Below are 15,587 nucleotides of genomic sequence, written 5' to 3'. Positions count from 1 at the left end.
ATGGAAAATACGAAGCCAATTCTGCTTGTCACCAGCCGTGAGGCCTGGGAGAAGCAGTACGAGCGTTACAGAAGAACGGGCAAGCGGCTGAATACCATCCAGGGGCTGCTGTTTATCCCGCTCTTTGCGAGCCTGCTGTTTCTGGCAGGTGTGCTCTTCCCCCTGGCTGCAGGGGACATTACGTTTGGCCACCCGGGCTACTACTGGTACCGCGCGGCGAGTGACTCGGCCCTGCTGATCGGCGCCATATCCGGCGTGCTCTACGCCGTTTACGGGTTTCTGCAACGGCATTTGGTACGCCGGGCTCATCTTGCCATGGGGCTGAAGGCAGACGGCACGTTCGCGGAAGTGCGTGAAGTTACCCCCGAGGCGGCGCAGTCCAGTCTCTAACGCAGGGACCCTCGTTGGTGGCGTCAGTGCCGACTAAGCGGGAACGCTAAGCCGGAAGGTTCAGCCGGGCGTGCCGCAGGACAGAAACGATGGCCGGGGCCAGTTCGTCCTCCATCTGGCGGTAGATCTCGGGGCTGCGCCGGTAGGGGTCGATGATGTCGTTTTCGGAGGAATCCGCGGGCAGCGACAGATGCCGGACGGACGCGGCGCGCGCGGGCAGTCCCCGCCAGAAGGCGGTGTTGGCACTGAGGGGACTGCCGCCGTCGTCCGCTACGGGAACCATTGCGGCACTGTCCGCACGCTTGTCCAGGACGTCAAGCATCCGGGCGAACTCGCGGATGGTGAAGGTGCGCTTGAGCAGGGAAGCGTCCAGCTGAAGCACTTCGCCACGGTGGCCGGAGGTCATGGTGAGCACCAGGTCCACGCCGCGCAGGATCTTGCCGGTCAGCTGCCGCGAGACGAAACCATCCGGGTTCCCGCCAAAGGTGCGCACGATGTCGCCGGACAGCGGCTGCATGCGGTCGCCCACCATGGCGCGGGTTCCGGCGCTGGTGACCTCAAATCCGCCCGGCATCACCTGGTCCAGCCCCGCTTGCAGCAGCCGTTCGGCCACGGGGGAACGGCAGATGTTGCCGGTGCAGACCGTCAGGATCCTCACGGGTGCGGGGGCAGATGCGGGGGATTCCACGGAACTTCTCTTTCCAGCCGATGCGCCGGACCGGTGCGGCCCGTCGTGTCTTTCAACTTAACACGTGCGGGCGGGGCCGGGCCTAAAGCGGCCGACGGCGGGGCGGTGCGGTCAGCCGTGGCTGGGTTCCCCGGTGACGGTGTGGTCGGCGTGGTTCAGGCCTTCAAGGACGAGCCGGGCAAGGTGGCCGTCCGCGATGCTGTAGACCACCCTGCGGCTGACTTTTTGGGTGCTGACGAGGCCGCTGAAGCGGAGCTTGGCCAGGTGCTGACTGACGGAGGTCCGGGAGGCGCCGGTGCGTTCCACCAGGGTGCTGACATCGGCCGGTTCCTGCGTCAGGAGCCAGAGCACGTGCAGGCGGGTGGGATCGGAGAGCATCCGGAACGTGGCGGTCGCGGCATCCAGCCGGCGGGCATCCGGGAGTCTGGGGTGGTGAAGGCTCGGTGTGTTGACGCGCTGGGTCTCTTGCACCGGATCACCCTTTCCTGCTGGCCGGTTCTGCGCCGGTCCTGGAGGCAGCCGGCCAGAATTTCAGGGCCGCTGCTGTACTGATCATAGCCACCACCGCCAGGACTGCGGCGGCCGCGGGCTGGCCGGCGGACGCGCCGATCCAGCCCGCTACAGGGTAGGTGATGATGAAGCACGCGTGCGATAGGGAGAACTGGGCAGTGAAGATATAGGTCCGGGTGCTTTCCGTCGCGGCTCGGCGCAGCAGCCGGGCCGACGGGGTGCTGATCATCGAGGTCCCGGCCCCCAGGGCAACCCAGAGCCCCAGCAGTACGAGCCACGGCCCGGAAGCCGCCAGGACAACAAACGTGCCGGCGAGGCCAAGGGCAAGAAGCGCGGCTCCGGCCATCATCAGTGAACGGTCGGCTATTCGGTCCAGCGCCCTGGGCGCGCTGAGTGCTGCAGCCATTGAGCCCGCGCCGAAACAGGCCAGGGCGATGGCGACGTCGGCGTTGGATCCGGCGAACAGGTCCCGGGCATAGACCACCGTGTTGACCAGCACCAAAGCTGTAGCGGCTGCCACGGCAAGATTCAACGCGAGGAGGCCACGCAGTTCCGGCGTCTTCGCAAAGATCCGGGCACCGAGGGTGGTGCGGTGCCAGAGTGATCCGTCCTGCCGGTGCGCCGGTGTTGCAGGCAGCCTGGTGGTCACCACTAGTGCCGCCGAGAACACAAAGCCTGCCACGGTGCCGAGGAAAAGTTCGTGGAAGCTCAGTACGGAAAGGAGTGCGGCTGCCAGGGCCGGGCTGACCAGGGATTCCAGGTCATACGCGAGGCGGGAGAGTGACAGGGCCCGCGTGTACTGCCGTTCGTCAGGCAGTACCGCCGGGATCAGGGACTGGAAGGCGGGCGTGAACGTCGCCGAGGCGCTCTGAAGCACAAAGACCAGCACATAGATTTGCCAGGCCTGATCCACCGCGGGCAGCATCAGCGCGATTCCACCACGGACCAGGTCCGCGGCAACCAGGACCGGCTTTTTTGGCAGCCTTTCCACCAGTGCCGCCATGACTGGAGCGACGAAGACATAGGCCAGCATCTTGATGGTCAACGCAGTGCCGAGCACGGCCCCGGCCTGGGCCCCGGCAAGGTCGAACGACAGGAGTCCGAGGGCGACGGTCAGCAAACCCGTCCCGAGCAAGGCAACGATCTGGGCTGTGAAGAGCTTTCGAAAGGTGCGGATGGCCAGAACTTCGATCATGAGGATCCCTCATACGAAACAACATGTGCGTACTTATGCACCCATTGTAGACCTGCCGCCTGCGGCGTCCTGCACGGGAAATGCTTGTCCACCGACTCAATTTCCCGGCCGTAGGCTAAGAATTGCTTACCGTGCAGCTGTTTTTAGATAAAGATGTCTTTCCGTTCATTAGTGTTACGCGGGTCACAAAGAAGGAAGGACGCCGTAGCCATGACTGCAACAAAAGCACAAAACTATTCCCGCTCCTCAACAGGGGCACTGCTTGCCTCAAACTCGTCCTGGACCGAGCTGAAACGGGCCGCCACAGCTCTGCAGCAGATCCAGGTTAAGGACGGCTCGATACCTGATCCGGGGGACCACGACCGCGCCCTGTTCGAGGTCGCTACCATCACGGCTTCAATCAGGGATTTGGCCCCCTCGTTTCCGCACGATGCGGAGTATCTGGCTCGGCTCGAAGTTGACTTCGAGCGGTGGGCTGCTTCCTCGTTCGGGGTCCCGGACTTCCTGGACTCTCTGCTGGCATTCCAGCCGCAGCAGCACCGAATCGACGGACTGCCGCATCTGGTGGTCTTCCCCATGTATACGCAGAACGGCAGCCCGAACCGATTCGTGGAGGCCGTGCTGTTCGAAGTCGTGTGGCCGGAGTTCATCGCTGACCTCGAAGGTGGAGAGTATTCGAACCAGCTGTTCGTACCCATCCGGTTCATCGACTTCACACCTGGCTATGACACGAACTCGGCCGTACTGTTTCCCGAGAGCGTAGCCGTCCGTGAAACCCCGCAGTTCACCTGGGGTGGCATTTTCGCGGATCGAGAGGCTGAGCGGTTCCGGAGGGTGGTGGCCGCAGCCAGCGACATCACGTCGCTCACTCTGCCCGAAGGGGCTCGGCGGCTCCTTGAAGACCCGCAACTGGCCATGGAAACCTTCGTGATGTGGGACCTGATCCACGACAGGACGCACATGCGCGGGGATCTGCCGTTTGATCCATTCATGATCAAGCAGAGGATGCCGTTCTTTCTCTACACCCTGGAAGAGCTGCGGTGCGATCTGACGGCATTCCGCGAATCCGTCCGTATCGAGAGGGATGAGAACGCGGCGCCGGAGGCGCGAAACCACGCGAAACTCGTCCAGTATGCCGTCATTTTCGACCGGATTTTCCGGTTCGCGATGACAGGAAACCGGGTCCGTAATTACGACGGCCTTGGCGGTCAGCTCCTTTTCGCCTGGATGCACCAGCACAAGGTGCTTCATTGGACGGACTCGAAACTGTCTATCGACTGGGCGGAAACGGCCGACGTCGTCATCGAACTCGGCAAGCGGATCGAGGAGCTGTACTGGCGTTCCATTGACCGCCCGAAAACCGCTCACTGGCTCGCGGCCTATGAATTCATCAGCGCGACAGTCACCCCGAACCCCGCATCCCTCTGGGCCAAGGGGCCCGACGCGCTGGCCCTTGACGGCCCGCCTCGGGGCCTCACCGACCAGGTGCTTGATGACGAGTTCCCGCTGTCAATGTTCTACGAAGCACTGGAGAAAAAGATGAGAAACGTCATCGAATCCACGGCCGGAATCACCGGTGAGCCCAACGGCGGCAACAGCCTCAAGGATGCCGCATGATGGCTCCCGACGGACCCAGGACAGTCATGGTGGCGGGCTCCACCAGCGAGGCCGGGACCGCCGTCGTATCGGCCCTGAGCGGCGCCGGATTCCGCGTCGCCGCCGTAGACCTGGACACTGAACGCGTGCAAAATCTCGCACGGTCCCGCCCCAATGTCACCGGCTATACCTGTAACCTCGCAGAACCTGCGGCAGTCCGGGAACTGGCGTCCTCGGTACGGCGGGACCTTGGACCCCTCGATGGCCTGATCCACCTGGTGGGCGGCTGGCGCGGCGGCGACGGCATACCGGGGCAGCAGGACTCGGACTGGGACTTTCTGCACACCAGCGTCCTGACGACACTGCGAAACACCAGCCGCGCCTTCTATGACGACCTTGAAAAGTCCCCGGCCGGCAGACTGGCCATCGTGTCTGCCCAGGCAGCTGCCAATCCCTCCGCAGGTGGTGCCGCCTACGCAGCGATCAAGGCCGCTTCAGAGGCCTGGACTTTGGCGGTGGCCGACGGCTTCCGCAGCTCACAATCCGGCAGCACTGACCACCGGGAACCGCAGCGGTCCGCTGCCGTCGTGTTCGTGGTCAAGGCCCTCGTCGACGACAAGATGAAGGCTGCCCAGCCCGACCGGAAATTCCCGGGATTCACCCATGTGAAGGATCTCGGAGCCGCTTCGGCCGCGCTGTTCAGCGGGTCCGCAGCCGAACTCAACGGTTCCCGCCTGCCCCTGGTCTGATCTTCCAGCTATCCCGCAATCCCATCCATGGGCCACACAAACCAAGAGGTAAACAATGTCGTTTTCTCCGACCAAGAGGACCAAGGTACTGGCGAGTCTCGCCATCGGCCTTCTTTCCCTGACCGGCTGCACCAATGCATCACAGAACCAGGGGGGAGCTGCCCCGGGTTCCACTGGCTTTGATCCCGCCTCTGTGGCCAGGGACGATACCCTCGCCGCGAGCGTCCCTGAGGCCATGAGGAGCAAGGGAACCCTCACGGTGGGTGCCGACACATCCTACGCACCTGCCGAATCCCTGGGCGGCGCCGACGGCCAGACCCCCGTGGGCTACAACGTGGACTTCGCCAAGGCCATCGGGGCGACCCTCGGCCTGGACGTCCGGGTCCAGACCTCGGAATTCACGGGAATCCTGCCCGCACTCGGTGCCAAGTACGATCTGGGAATCTCCTCCTTCACCATCAACGCGGAGCGCCTGAAGGCCGTCAATATGGTCAGCTACTTCAATGCCGGCACGTTGTGGGCAGTCCAGAAGGGGAACCCGAAAAATTTCAGCGTCGATGACATCTGCGGCAAAACCGTGGGGGTGCAGACCGGCACTACCCAAGAGGCCCCTGACGTCTCCGCCCGGTCCAAGGCCTGCACAGATGCCGAAAAACCAGGCGTCAACGTGGTCACTTTGAAGACCCAGACAGATGTGACCACCCGTCTGGTGAACGGCAGCATCGACGCCATGGCCGCTGATTCCCCCATCATCGGCTACGCCCTCTCGCAGACCGGCGGCAAGCTGGAGGCCCTGGGCGATGTCTACGATGCCGCACCGCAAGGTATCGCGGTGGCTAAAGGCGACACCGCGCTGTCCGAGCTCATGAAAAACGTCATGAACAAGCTCATCAGCGACGGGACCTACGGGAAGATCCTGGACACCTGGAGCAACACCAAGGGCGCCGTCACGAAGTCCGAAGTGAACCCGGCGGTAGGCAATTGAGCACCCTCACACACGCCGATACCAGCGACCTCAGGACCGGGGCCGCGCACCGGAAACCGGAACTTATCAACGCCGTTCCGGTCCGCCATCCCGGCCGCTGGGCCGGCGCCGTCCTCATCCTGCTCTTCGCCGCGCTGCTGGGCCAGAGCCTGGTCACCAACACCAATTTCCGCTGGGACATCGTCGGCACATACTTCATGGACGTGCTCGTCATCCAGGGCATCGGCTGGACGATGCTGCTGACAGTCCTTTCGATGGTGATCGCCGTCGTGCTGGCCATTCTCCTGGCCTTCATGCGCCAGTCGGACAATCCCCTGTTCCGCGGCGTCAGCTGGACCTGGGTCTGGTTCTTCCGCGGCACACCGGTCTACACCCAGCTGGTGTTCTGGGGTCTCATTTCCGTTCTTTATCCCAAGATCGCCTTGGGCATTCCGTTCGGACCGGAACTGTTCAGCTTCAGCACCCAGGACGTGATCACCGTTTTCGTGGCAGCAATCCTGGGACTGGGGCTGAACGAGTCAGCCTACCTGGCCGAAATCTTCCGCGCCGGCCTGAAGTCCGTGGACTCCGGCCAGATGGAAGCCGCCGAGGCCCTGGGTATGCGCAAGTCCAAAATCATGTGGCGGATCATTCTGCCCCAGGCCATGCGCGTGATCGTGCCACCCACCGGTAATGAGACCATCGGGATGCTCAAGACCACCTCACTGGTGCTCGCGGTGCCATTCACCTTGGACCTGACATTCGCCACCAACGGCATCGCCAACCGCAGCTACCTGCCCATACCGTTGCTGATCGTGGCCGCCCTCTGGTACCTGGTGATCACCAGCATCCTGATGGTGGGCCAGTACTACGTTGAGCGCCACTTCGGAAAGGGCGTGGACAACCTCGTCCCTGCCCCGGTCAAGCCAACCCAGGCAGCCGCGGCGGCCGCCGCCGCCAAAGCAGCCAAAGCACCCAAACAAGAGGACAAGCTACCGTGACCATCACCAACGACGTCATGACGAAGGAGACCCTCGTCCGTATCGACGGGGTCCACAAGTACTTCGGAGAGCACCATGTGCTCCGCGGGATCGACATGACGGTCCGGCAGGGCGAGGTCGCTGTCCTCATCGGCCCGTCCGGTTCCGGGAAGTCCACGTTGTTGCGCTGCATCAACATGCTGGAAACCATCAGCGCCGGCCGGATCCACCTCCGCGAAGAACTGATCGGCTACCGCGAGACCCGCGGGCGCCTGCATGACCTGACTCTCAAAGAGATCGCCGCCCAGCGCCGGGAGATCGGCATGGTCTTCCAGCGCTTTAACCTCTTCCCGCACCGTACGGCGCTACAGAACATTATTGAGGCGCCCACCCAGGTCAAGCGGCAATCCAAGCTGCAGGCCAGATCACGAGCGATGGAACTTCTGGACCGTGTCGGTTTAGGCAACCACGCCAACCACTATCCGGCGCAGCTCTCCGGCGGCCAGCAGCAGCGCGTGGCCATCGCCCGTGCACTGGCGATGGAGCCTGAACTGATGCTCTTCGACGAGCCCACCTCCGCACTGGACCCGGAACTCGTGGGCGAAGTGCTCAGCGTGATGAAAGACCTGGCCAAGTCCGGCATGACCATGATCGTGGTGACCCACGAGATCGGCTTCGCGCGCGAGGTAGGAGACACCCTGACCTTCATGGACGGCGGCGTCGTCGTCGAAAGCGGCAACCCGCGCGACATCATCGCCAACCCGCAGCAGGCCCGCACCCAGGAGTTCCTGTCCAAAGTGCTCTGACGGCTCAATCCAAGCGGTCCGGGCGGTGATGTGCGAAACGGATCCCGCCCGGACCGGCATCGGTGTCTACGGCCGGGGCGCGCTGGCCGACGGCGGCGCGGCCAGCTCTGGCTATGATCGAGCTACCTGGTTTCTGATCTGAGGGGACACCAACCAATGAGTGCCGTCACTGTTGCGCGCAACGTTCGAGTAGCAATCTGGACCCTGCTGGGGGTCCTCGTGATTGGCGGCGTGATCTGGTTCGCCTTGTTTACCGCGAACAAACCCGCGGCGCCCGCGCCACAGGCATCCGCTGATCCCGCGTTTGTCAGGGAAGACAGCCACCGGCTCACCGCCCCGGCGGCCGAGAAAGCCCAGCTCGTTGAGTTCCTGGACTTTGAATGCGAAGCCTGCCGCGCTGCCGAACCCCTGGTGAGCCAACTGAAGAAGGATTACGGGGACCGCATCACCTTCGTCCATCGCTACTTCCCGCTGCCGGGCCACCTGAACTCCGGCACCGCAGCGCTCGCCGTCGAAGCGGCCGCACGCCAGGGCCAGTACGAGGCGATGGTCGCGAAGCTTTTCGAGACCCAGCCGGAGTGGGGCGGAAAGCAGAACTCGCAGGGCGCCCTGATCCGGACCTACGCCGAAGGTCTCGGCCTCGACATGGCCAAGTTCGATCAGGACGTTGCGGCCGAAGATGCGAAGGAACGGATCCGCCGGGACATTGTGGACGGCAAAACGCTCGGCGTCACCGGCACCCCGACGTTCTTCCTCAACGGCAAAAAACTCACCCTCAACACCGAAGCCCAGTTCCGGCAGCTGCTCGACGACGCCGCTCGGTAGCGACGCCGGTGCCGTCGGGTTCATTTTCCACGCGCTGCCTGTAAGAAACCAGCACTTCGCGCAAACATGAGGGGTATAGGACACCAGCCCTCAAACGCGTTGCGGCCGGCTGGTTGTCGGCATCGACGACATCCGTAACCCCCACCTTGGCCTCGCTCGACGAAGCCACGGCGTTCATGGAAACGGACCAGTACCGGACGTGCAAGCGGATGCTGTCTCCGTCCGCAACATCCAACCCGAGTAGGGAGCGGGCCTTGTTCAGCCAAGCGGGTGCCTCGCCAGCAGAATTCGACAGACTCAGCTTGTTCCTGGCCCGCAGGACGGGCGATGCCGAATACGCCTAGGTACTCGCCGTGGACGCCTTCCGCTGGGCCCTGAGCCGGAGGCAGGAAGGAATTGACGTCTCGTTTGGAGCACTGCTGGCCGCATCGGCACACCCGGCGGCCGCAACCATCCGGGAGCGGGACAGCGACTTGGCTCAGCAGGAATCCGTCGCCGGGATCATCGCGTCACTCCATCCTGTGGAGCGCGAAGTACTGCGGCTGGTCTACTGGGACCACCTCAGCATAGGCGAACTCGCGGACTACCTGGGGTGCTCCATGACGCGCGCGGGGGCGCTCCTGGACAGGCCTTTGTTGCCGTTCGACGCCGGTGCAACAGTTGCACCCGACGGCGTCGAAGCGCTTGGACCCCGGTTATCGGTGACCCGATCCCGGCAGGGCGGCCTTGGGCGGAGACTCGTGCACACTGGCGGACCGCTACTTAGGTCACCCCGTGGGCCGATGCCTCCAGCGCTATCGACGCAAGCATCGAAATGCCCGTCGCTTGGAGCGTGCACCGGCATCAGCCCTCGGCTGCGTCTCCCGGACAGCACGCAACGGCGGGACATTCCGACATCGCGCGACCTGAGCAGCGGGTTCGCCGCCTTCGACCAGGCGGACCCCTCTTGGCCATCCTGTCCACGACTACTGCCATGCAGTCGGAGGCTATAGTCATGGCCTACTGTAGCGGCAGACCTACGCGGAAGTCGCTGCGGCCCTGAACCTGAATCTCCCGGGGGTCAAGGCCAGGATCCGGGAGGGTTCTGCAATTGCGCCAGTCAGTGGGCGCAGCAGGCACCGACTGACTTGAGTTACTCCTGCAGCGGTATCTGTGGGGCCCTATTTCACGATGAGGGTGCCTTTCATGTTGCCGTGGAAGTTGCAGTGGTAGGGGTAAGTCCCGGGTTCGGCGGGGGCGGTGAAGGTTCCGGTGCCGACTTTGACGTTGACGTCGAACGTGGTGCCGGTGTCCGCAGTGATGGTATGCGCTTCGATGTCTTCGTTGGTGACGGTGATCTCCGCCCCGGGGCTCACGGTGTCCGCACCCTGGTATTTGAAGCCTGTAATCAGGATTTCTGCCGGCGCCGCCGCAGTTGTTGAGCCGGTGCCTGACGTGGAGGGAGCGGAAGCTGTGGTGGCGGCCGTAGCTGTCGGGAATTCTTCCGTCAGTGTGGGGGCAGCTGTCGTGCCGGACCCGGACACCCCGGAAGCACCGCAGCCGGACAGGACCAGCACTACTGCTGCCGCCGCGAGTCCGAGTGCGCTGCCGGTTCTGGTGGTTGCTTTCATGGTGAAACCTTTCGTGGAAACTGCCGGTGCCGTACTAAAAAGCAGATGGTCAGGGGTGTTCGATCCAGCAGGCGAGAATGGTGGTGGAGAGCTGGTAGGCCAGTGCGTTTCTGGTGATGTTGTCCGGTCCAAGGTTTGGGGGCAGGTCGCTGGCGTTCACGTGCAAAACGAAGTTGTCTTTTTGGAACACGGCTGATCCGTCGGCGGTTTCGTAGGCCGGGAATCCGAGGTTCGCCAGGCCTTCGATGGGTGTTGCGTCCTTGGCGAGGGCCTGCATCGCGTCGAAGTATTTGCGTGCGGATGCCTTGTCCGTGGCTTCCTGGACGGAGATGACCAGCGCTCCTTCGGCCAGGTGGTAGGTGCAGGTGAAGGTGCTGTTGGCCCAGGTATTGATCGTGTGCGGGTCCGAGCCCAGATCCATGATGGACCGAAGCCTCTCCTTGGGCTGGTCCCCGCAGACCATCAGGGCAGCGGCGCTGGGCGCATTCGCCGTCGTGCCCCGAGTCGGCGAGCCCTGGCCGTGATGCCCGCTGCTGTGGCTTGCTTCAGGCGACGTGGCTGGCGGGGCCGCGGTCGAAACGTTTGGCGCTGCGGTGACGGATCCGGCTGCTGTTGCGCAGCCTGAGAGCAGCATGGCGGCCATGCCCAGGGTGGCCAGCAAGGGCTTGGGCTGTTTCATGGCGCATCCAATTCTGGCCGCTCCCTTTTTGTGGGTGCGCGGCCGGTGTCTAGGCTTTGAGTTTGGCGTAGATGACGTAGTTGTCATCGAAGAGTCCGGTGGCAGGGTCGTAGCCATCGCAGGTGATCAGGCGGAGTTCAGCCCCTGGGGTGTTGCCGTAGACCTCGAGGGTGGGGAATTCGTTTTTGGGGTACAGGGCGCCTCGGTCAACGATGAAGACCGCAGTGGTGCCGTCGGTCCGCGAAACGTTGATCTCGGCGCCGGGGGTGAGTTTGCGCAGGTCGGCGAAGACGCCCGTGTGCCCTCCGAGGGCGTTTACGTGGCCCAGCATCACTGAGGGGCCGCGTTCCCCGGCGGTGGGGGAACCTTCGTACCAGCCGGCCGGGGCTCCGTTGCCGGTGTCCTGCGGGACTGTGAGGGAGCCGTTGTCCTCCAGCCCCAGGTGGAGAAGGTCTGTGCGGACCCCGATTGAGGGAATGCTCAACGTGACAGGAGCCGAAGCGGCCAGTTCCGCCGGAAGCTGCGCTGCGGGCAGGGGCGCGGCGGCAGCAGGCGGCGGTCCGGGTACTGTCGGGGACGTGAGCGCGGGGGGAGCCATGGATGAGACGGAGGCGGAAGGTGCCGTTCCGGCGTCGGGAGTGGTGGCGGGTCCGGCGGCGCAGCCGGCTAGGGAAAGCATGAGCAGAACCCCGGCCGCCGTGGGGGCCCCGAGACCTCTACGGCGGCCGGGATTCTTGGTTGTCACAGTATTGATCCGTTCAGCTTTGGCTTAGGCTGCTGCGTTGCGGCGGCGGACGGCGTAGGCGCCCCCGGCGAGGGCGACCAGGGCCAGGCCGGAACCGATGGCAAGGGCTCCGGTGTCGGTGCCGGTTTCGGTGGCGATGCCGGTCGCTGCACCGCCGGCAGGCATCTTCATCTGTCCGGCAGTCAACGTCCCGCACAGTGCAGGGGAGGTGGCGGCAAGGGGAAGCGTGGGGGCGAGGTCGCTCTTTGCGGCCTGGCCTGCTGCGCTGAGGGTGGCGGGGTCAAGGCCGTGAACAACTACCACTGCGGTGCCTGCGTCAAGTGCGGCCTTGGTCTCAGCGTTCAGTTCGAACGTGCGGTCCACCGTGTAGGAAGCGCCCTGTCCGCCGACCTTCAGGTCAAGGCCTGCTGCGGGGCTGGTGTCGCCGCTGGTGGACAGGGTGGTGACGATGCCGCCGTAGGACGGGGCGCCTTCGGTAGTGGAGATGACCTGGTCGCCGTCCTTATCAGCCGAGGGGTCCGGGCAGACGCCCTTGGCTCCGCCGTGGATGTGCTGCACGTGCGGGTACGGGGCGTCCATGAAGGTCGCCGGCATGCCCGAAACTTTCAGGACGACGTGGGCCTGGTTGCCGGTGACATCAAGGGTGATCGTGCCCGAGCCGGCGCTGCCGTTGAGCTGCTTCAGGGTGGACTGGTAGGACCCGTCGGCGGCCATCGCGGGGGAACCGGACAGGGCAAGAGCGGCCAAGGCCAGGGTGGGGACTGCCATAAGGCGAAGTGTCTTATTCATTGGAAAAATCTCCTCATACACGCGCGGGTGATGTTGGCGCCCCCGGGAAGGGGGTCACCAGTACTTCGCAACAACTCCGGGAAAGGATGGGAACGAAAGTGGCCGGGTTCACATATTTTTGGGGAGGCAACCGCCGGGAGGTCCCCCGTGTGATTCTGCAGGCCGTGCTCTGGCTGGGTTAAGCCGGCGAAGCGCCGCGGCGTCTGCCCCGCGTAGCTTTCCCTGACCCGGTACGGGTTTTCTGCAGCAGGGCGCACCCGGCCATCGCCATCGCCCCCGCGACAGCTTCAGCGATAGCCGTTATGGTCTTGGCGGTGTACCAGACGGGTTCGTACATTGAGGGCAGCGGCCCGATAGCGGGTACCTGGACATACCGGTAGAGGATGACCGCGGCCAGGGAGGACAAAGCCACCGCAGCGGCGGCAGCGAAAGCGGTCCGGGATCCTTTGAGCAGCACGAACACCGCTGCCAGGGCCGCGGCTCCGGCCTGGGCCAGAAACAGGGTCCCCTGCCCGATGCCGCCCGGGGCGGCCTGCTGGTAGCCGGGGGCGAGCTGGACATGGATCACGGCGCTGACCACCAGGGCCACCGCGACAGCGACGCGCAGCACCCAAAGAGAACGCGCAGGCCGGTTCAGTTCCTGGCGGTTCATTTTACGACCAGCGTCCCGGTCATCTGCGGGTGGAAGGTACAAATGATTCCGTACTCACCGGGGGCATCCGGTGCCTGGAAAATCACCGTTGCGCCGCCCGGGACCTCAATGTCGAACCCGCCCTTGTCCTTGGAAGTGAGGGTGTGCGGGGCGCTGTCCGCGTTCGTCACCGTCACCATCGAACCCGGCTTCACCGGCGCCGGAATCTCAAACTTGAAATTCTTGATGGTGATGACCGCTTCAGCTGTCTGGGCTGATCCTTGAGTTGACTGGGCAGCGGAACTGGCCGCGGGAGGGGCGGAGGAGTCGCCGCTTTGGGCTGCGCATCCGGTGATGCCCGCCAGCGACACGGCCGCGGCTACAAACCACATACGGGTAATGATTTTCATGACAATCCCCTTCAAGGGATGTGTCCTCCACCCGCCGGACGGCGCGCCCATCAGGAAACTACCCCACAGCTTATTCGTCACCCCCGCCCTTACGGACTGCCCGCGCAGCGCCCGTTCCTGCGCTTGGGAACGAGCAGGGCCCGGAACGGGTCAGGTGGAGGCGGCCAGCAGTTGTTGGGCTTCGCTGACTGCTTCGTCACTCCGGCCCAGAAGGGACAGCTCTCCTGATGCTCCATCCGCCTAGGCTGCCATGATCATCAGCTCACAGGTGACACCGGTGAAGGCGCTAGTCCCGGTGATGTTGGTCGGACCGGGTTAGGGGCATGGAACACCCGGCCGCCGTCGTCGGATACGAGGAGTCCTTCAGTGGTGGCTGCCCAGATCCATGGTTTGCCTACTGTCTTTTTCACAGCGGTTATCGCCTGGACCTGTCCATCGATATGGCCTGTCTGGATCCAGGTACTCCCCGCGTCGGTTGAATACTGGACTGAACCGTTGGGCTCGATGCCGACGACTTCGGTGCCGCTGGCGAACGCAACGAATTGAATGATCGGGGCTGTGGTGTTCAGCTTCCAGGTTTTCCCGCCGTCGGTGGAGCGCTGGAGCCCGTCCTGGGTGGTGGCGAGGACGGTTTCACTTTCCGGGGTGCCTGCCAGAACGGCGGGAACGAACCCGGCCGTGGCCGGGGACCAGGATTTCCCGTCGGAGCTGGTCAGCAGTGTCCCGTCGTAGGCGACGATTCCGGATTTGGTTGCCGTGAGGGCATGGAAGTCCGATTCACCCTGGCGGGACTGCTGCTCCCAGGTCTTACCGCCGTCCACAGATTTGATCAGGCCCATGGGGTTGGGCAGATCCGAGCCGGGGCCCGGGTGCCCGGAGGCGTAAAAGACGCCCTGGTCGGCAGCGGCGGTGAACCCCATCAGGTCGTTGGTCTCCCCGATTTTGGTGGCGGGTGACTTGGCGACGTTGAACAGGCCTTCATGGGTGGCCAACAGGACCTGATCGGTTTCGCGGTTCACGCTCAGGCCGTGGACGTGCGAGCTGGGCAGACCCGCGGCCGCCTTGGACGGTTGGGTGCCGGTGGTTGAGCCGGAGGAACAGGCGGAAAAGGTAAGTAAGAGGGCGGCGGCCGCGGTGAGCCCAGCGGCGGGACGTCCTCGGTTCATAGAGTGCAGGGGCACGGGGAACTCCAGAGTGATCCGGGAAATGTGTATGGGGGAGGCACCGACCCTCAGGGGGCGGGGCCGGTGCCGTGGTGTGCTGGCTACAGGGTGGCCAGCAGGTCTTTCATTTCCTGGATTTCGGCTTCCTGGGAACTGACGATGTCCTTGCTGAGCTGGACCGCGTCAGCGTTCTTGCCGTCGGTGGTCTCGGTCTTGGCCATCATGACGGCGCCTTCGTGGTGGGCGATCATCTGGGTGAGGAACAGTTTGGCGGCCTCGGTGCCCTGGGCGGCCTCGAGTTTGGCCATGTCTTCCTCGCCCATCATCCCGGACATGCCGTGTCCAGGGGCCATGCCGGTTGGCATTTCGGTGGGCTGTCCCCAGCTCTTAAGCCAGCTGGTCATCTTCTCAATCTCCGGTCCCTGGGCGGCCTTGATCTTCGTGGCCAGATCGGTTACCGCGGCGGGAATTCCTTCCTTCTTGAGCATGATGTCGCTCATGGACACGGCCTGGGCATGGTGGGGGATCATCATCTGCGCGAATATGCTGTCCGCGTCGTTGAAGTCAGCCGAGGCTGCTGCCGAAGTTGCCGGGGCTGAGCTGGAGCTCCCGTGGTTCATTCCGGGCATGCTGCCGGTCGCCGAACTTCCGGCTTCCGGTCCGGCGGAGCATCCGGCGAGGGCGATTGCTGCGGCAATGGCGGCAGCGGAAATGGTCAGGATCTTTCTCATGAAAATCAGGGTCCTCAAAAAGTATCAGCGGGCGCGTGGTGCGCCTTTGGGTTTGCGTGCAGTGACGGCCGCTTCCTGGGCGCGGGCCTGTTTCATGCGTGCCGTATGACTGGATGGTGCGCCGGG

The 15,587-nt window shown here is 64.1% G+C and carries 19 protein-coding genes; 8 read left to right on the top strand and 11 right to left on the bottom strand.

What is annotated here, in order from left to right; genetic code table 11:
- Positions 1 to 390 (top strand): hypothetical protein, encoded by a 390-nt coding sequence (locus ACZY1F_RS00985; RefSeq protein WP_463939806.1) that lies wholly within the window; start codon positions 1 to 3, stop codon positions 388 to 390.
- A gap of 46 nt (positions 391 to 436) precedes the next feature.
- On the opposite strand, the gene ACZY1F_RS00980 is transcribed toward ACZY1F_RS00985, so the two are convergent.
- The 3 genes from ACZY1F_RS00980 to ACZY1F_RS00970 all read right to left on the bottom strand — a co-directional run bounded on the left by ACZY1F_RS00980 (position 437) and on the right by ACZY1F_RS00970 (position 2,783).
- The gene (locus tag ACZY1F_RS00980) at positions 437 to 1,078 is read right to left on the bottom strand and encodes an arsenate reductase/protein-tyrosine-phosphatase family protein (protein WP_463939805.1); all 642 of its coding nucleotides are present in this window, start codon (positions 1,076 to 1,078) and stop codon (positions 437 to 439) included.
- A gap of 111 nt (positions 1,079 to 1,189) precedes the next feature.
- Entirely contained in the window at positions 1,190 to 1,549 is a 360-nt protein-coding gene (locus ACZY1F_RS00975; protein WP_463939804.1) for an ArsR/SmtB family transcription factor, read from the bottom strand.
- Positions 1,550 to 1,553: 4 nt separating this feature from the next.
- Positions 1,554 to 2,783, bottom strand: coding sequence for an MFS transporter (locus ACZY1F_RS00970; protein ID WP_463939803.1), 1,230 nt, complete (start codon positions 2,781 to 2,783; stop codon positions 1,554 to 1,556).
- A gap of 210 nt (positions 2,784 to 2,993) precedes the next feature.
- On the opposite strand from ACZY1F_RS00970, the gene ACZY1F_RS00965 reads away from it, so the two are divergent.
- The 7 genes from ACZY1F_RS00965 to ACZY1F_RS00935 all read left to right on the top strand — a co-directional run bounded on the left by ACZY1F_RS00965 (position 2,994) and on the right by ACZY1F_RS00935 (position 9,695).
- Complete coding sequence (locus tag ACZY1F_RS00965; protein ID WP_463939802.1) at positions 2,994 to 4,400, top strand: DUF6421 family protein; 1,407 nt, start codon at positions 2,994 to 2,996, stop codon at positions 4,398 to 4,400.
- Entirely contained in the window at positions 4,397 to 5,128 is a 732-nt protein-coding gene (locus ACZY1F_RS00960) for an SDR family NAD(P)-dependent oxidoreductase (RefSeq protein WP_463939801.1), read from the top strand. Before ACZY1F_RS00965 ends, ACZY1F_RS00960 begins: the two co-directional genes overlap by 4 nt.
- A gap of 55 nt (positions 5,129 to 5,183) precedes the next feature.
- The gene (locus ACZY1F_RS00955) at positions 5,184 to 6,113 is read left to right on the top strand and encodes an ABC transporter substrate-binding protein (RefSeq protein ID WP_463939800.1); all 930 of its coding nucleotides are present in this window, start codon (positions 5,184 to 5,186) and stop codon (positions 6,111 to 6,113) included.
- Positions 6,110 to 7,093, top strand: coding sequence for an amino acid ABC transporter permease (locus tag ACZY1F_RS00950; protein WP_463939799.1), 984 nt, complete (start codon positions 6,110 to 6,112; stop codon positions 7,091 to 7,093). Before ACZY1F_RS00955 ends, ACZY1F_RS00950 begins: the two co-directional genes overlap by 4 nt.
- A 17-nt stretch (positions 7,094 to 7,110) precedes the next feature.
- Entirely contained in the window at positions 7,111 to 7,878 is a 768-nt protein-coding gene (locus tag ACZY1F_RS00945; protein WP_463940377.1) for an amino acid ABC transporter ATP-binding protein, read from the top strand.
- Positions 7,879 to 8,034: 156 nt separating this feature from the next.
- Positions 8,035 to 8,703 carry a DsbA family protein gene (locus tag ACZY1F_RS00940; protein ID WP_463939798.1) on the top strand — a complete coding sequence of 223 codons (669 nt, stop codon included), beginning with the start codon at positions 8,035 to 8,037 and terminating at the stop codon, positions 8,701 to 8,703.
- A gap of 353 nt (positions 8,704 to 9,056) precedes the next feature.
- Complete coding sequence (locus ACZY1F_RS00935) at positions 9,057 to 9,695, top strand: sigma factor-like helix-turn-helix DNA-binding protein (protein ID WP_463939797.1); 639 nt, start codon at positions 9,057 to 9,059, stop codon at positions 9,693 to 9,695.
- A gap of 168 nt (positions 9,696 to 9,863) precedes the next feature.
- Here the strand turns inward: ACZY1F_RS00935 and ACZY1F_RS00930 are convergent, their stop codons facing one another.
- From ACZY1F_RS00930 to ACZY1F_RS00895, 8 genes are all read right to left on the bottom strand, one after another.
- Complete coding sequence (locus ACZY1F_RS00930) at positions 9,864 to 10,313, bottom strand: cupredoxin domain-containing protein (RefSeq protein ID WP_463939796.1); 450 nt, start codon at positions 10,311 to 10,313, stop codon at positions 9,864 to 9,866.
- A 49-nt stretch (positions 10,314 to 10,362) separates the two neighbouring features.
- The gene (locus tag ACZY1F_RS00925) at positions 10,363 to 10,992 is read right to left on the bottom strand and encodes a hypothetical protein (protein WP_463939795.1); all 630 of its coding nucleotides are present in this window, start codon (positions 10,990 to 10,992) and stop codon (positions 10,363 to 10,365) included.
- 49 nt (positions 10,993 to 11,041) lie between these two features.
- Positions 11,042 to 11,737 carry a sortase domain-containing protein gene (locus ACZY1F_RS00920; RefSeq protein WP_498049652.1) on the bottom strand — a complete coding sequence of 232 codons (696 nt, stop codon included), beginning with the start codon at positions 11,735 to 11,737 and terminating at the stop codon, positions 11,042 to 11,044.
- Between the two features lie 24 nt (positions 11,738 to 11,761).
- Positions 11,762 to 12,526: a hypothetical protein gene (locus ACZY1F_RS00915; protein ID WP_463939793.1), complete on the bottom strand. Its 765-nt coding sequence runs from the start codon at positions 12,524 to 12,526 to the stop codon at positions 11,762 to 11,764.
- A 178-nt stretch (positions 12,527 to 12,704) separates the two neighbouring features.
- On the bottom strand, positions 12,705 to 13,178 hold the full coding sequence (locus ACZY1F_RS00910; RefSeq protein ID WP_463939792.1) for a hypothetical protein: 474 nt from the start codon (positions 13,176 to 13,178) through the stop codon (positions 12,705 to 12,707).
- Entirely contained in the window at positions 13,175 to 13,567 is a 393-nt protein-coding gene (locus tag ACZY1F_RS00905) for a cupredoxin domain-containing protein (protein ID WP_463939791.1), read from the bottom strand. Before ACZY1F_RS00905 ends, ACZY1F_RS00910 begins: the two co-directional genes overlap by 4 nt.
- Positions 13,568 to 13,824: 257 nt before the next feature.
- Complete coding sequence (locus ACZY1F_RS00900) at positions 13,825 to 14,748, bottom strand: F510_1955 family glycosylhydrolase (protein WP_463939790.1); 924 nt, start codon at positions 14,746 to 14,748, stop codon at positions 13,825 to 13,827.
- A gap of 83 nt (positions 14,749 to 14,831) precedes the next feature.
- Positions 14,832 to 15,461 (bottom strand): DUF305 domain-containing protein, encoded by a 630-nt coding sequence (locus tag ACZY1F_RS00895; protein ID WP_463939789.1) that lies wholly within the window; start codon positions 15,459 to 15,461, stop codon positions 14,832 to 14,834.
- Positions 15,462 to 15,587: the final 126 nt, after the last annotated feature.

It is taken from the genome of Pseudarthrobacter xylosi, from assembly GCF_055412765.1.
The sequence above is the reverse complement of the archived record's forward strand: the minus strand, read 5'-3'. Positions and strand labels throughout refer to the sequence as shown.

Excerpts from the sequence above, each read along its gene's own strand:
- ACZY1F_RS00930 (WP_463939796.1), bottom strand. The coding sequence starts at position 10,313 with ATGAAAGCAACCACCAGAACCGGCAGCGCACTCGGACTCGCGGCGGCA.
- ACZY1F_RS00940 (WP_463939798.1), top strand. The coding sequence starts at position 8,035 with ATGAGTGCCGTCACTGTTGCGCGCAACGTTCGAGTAGCAATCTGGACC.
- ACZY1F_RS00910 (WP_463939792.1), bottom strand. The coding sequence starts at position 13,178 with ATGAACCGCCAGGAACTGAACCGGCCTGCGCGTTCTCTTTGGGTGCTG.
- ACZY1F_RS00945 (WP_463940377.1), top strand. The coding sequence starts at position 7,111 with ATGACGAAGGAGACCCTCGTCCGTATCGACGGGGTCCACAAGTACTTC.
- ACZY1F_RS00905 (WP_463939791.1), bottom strand. The coding sequence starts at position 13,567 with ATGAAAATCATTACCCGTATGTGGTTTGTAGCCGCGGCCGTGTCGCTG.
- ACZY1F_RS00895 (WP_463939789.1), bottom strand. The coding sequence starts at position 15,461 with ATGAGAAAGATCCTGACCATTTCCGCTGCCGCCATTGCCGCAGCAATC.
- ACZY1F_RS00970 (WP_463939803.1), bottom strand. The coding sequence starts at position 2,783 with ATGATCGAAGTTCTGGCCATCCGCACCTTTCGAAAGCTCTTCACAGCC.
- ACZY1F_RS00965 (WP_463939802.1), top strand. The coding sequence starts at position 2,994 with ATGACTGCAACAAAAGCACAAAACTATTCCCGCTCCTCAACAGGGGCA.
- ACZY1F_RS00985 (WP_463939806.1), top strand. The coding sequence starts at position 1 with ATGGAAAATACGAAGCCAATTCTGCTTGTCACCAGCCGTGAGGCCTGG.
- ACZY1F_RS00960 (WP_463939801.1), top strand. The coding sequence starts at position 4,397 with ATGATGGCTCCCGACGGACCCAGGACAGTCATGGTGGCGGGCTCCACC.
- ACZY1F_RS00925 (WP_463939795.1), bottom strand. The coding sequence starts at position 10,992 with ATGAAACAGCCCAAGCCCTTGCTGGCCACCCTGGGCATGGCCGCCATG.
- ACZY1F_RS00915 (WP_463939793.1), bottom strand. The coding sequence starts at position 12,526 with ATGAATAAGACACTTCGCCTTATGGCAGTCCCCACCCTGGCCTTGGCC.
- ACZY1F_RS00955 (WP_463939800.1), top strand. The coding sequence starts at position 5,184 with ATGTCGTTTTCTCCGACCAAGAGGACCAAGGTACTGGCGAGTCTCGCC.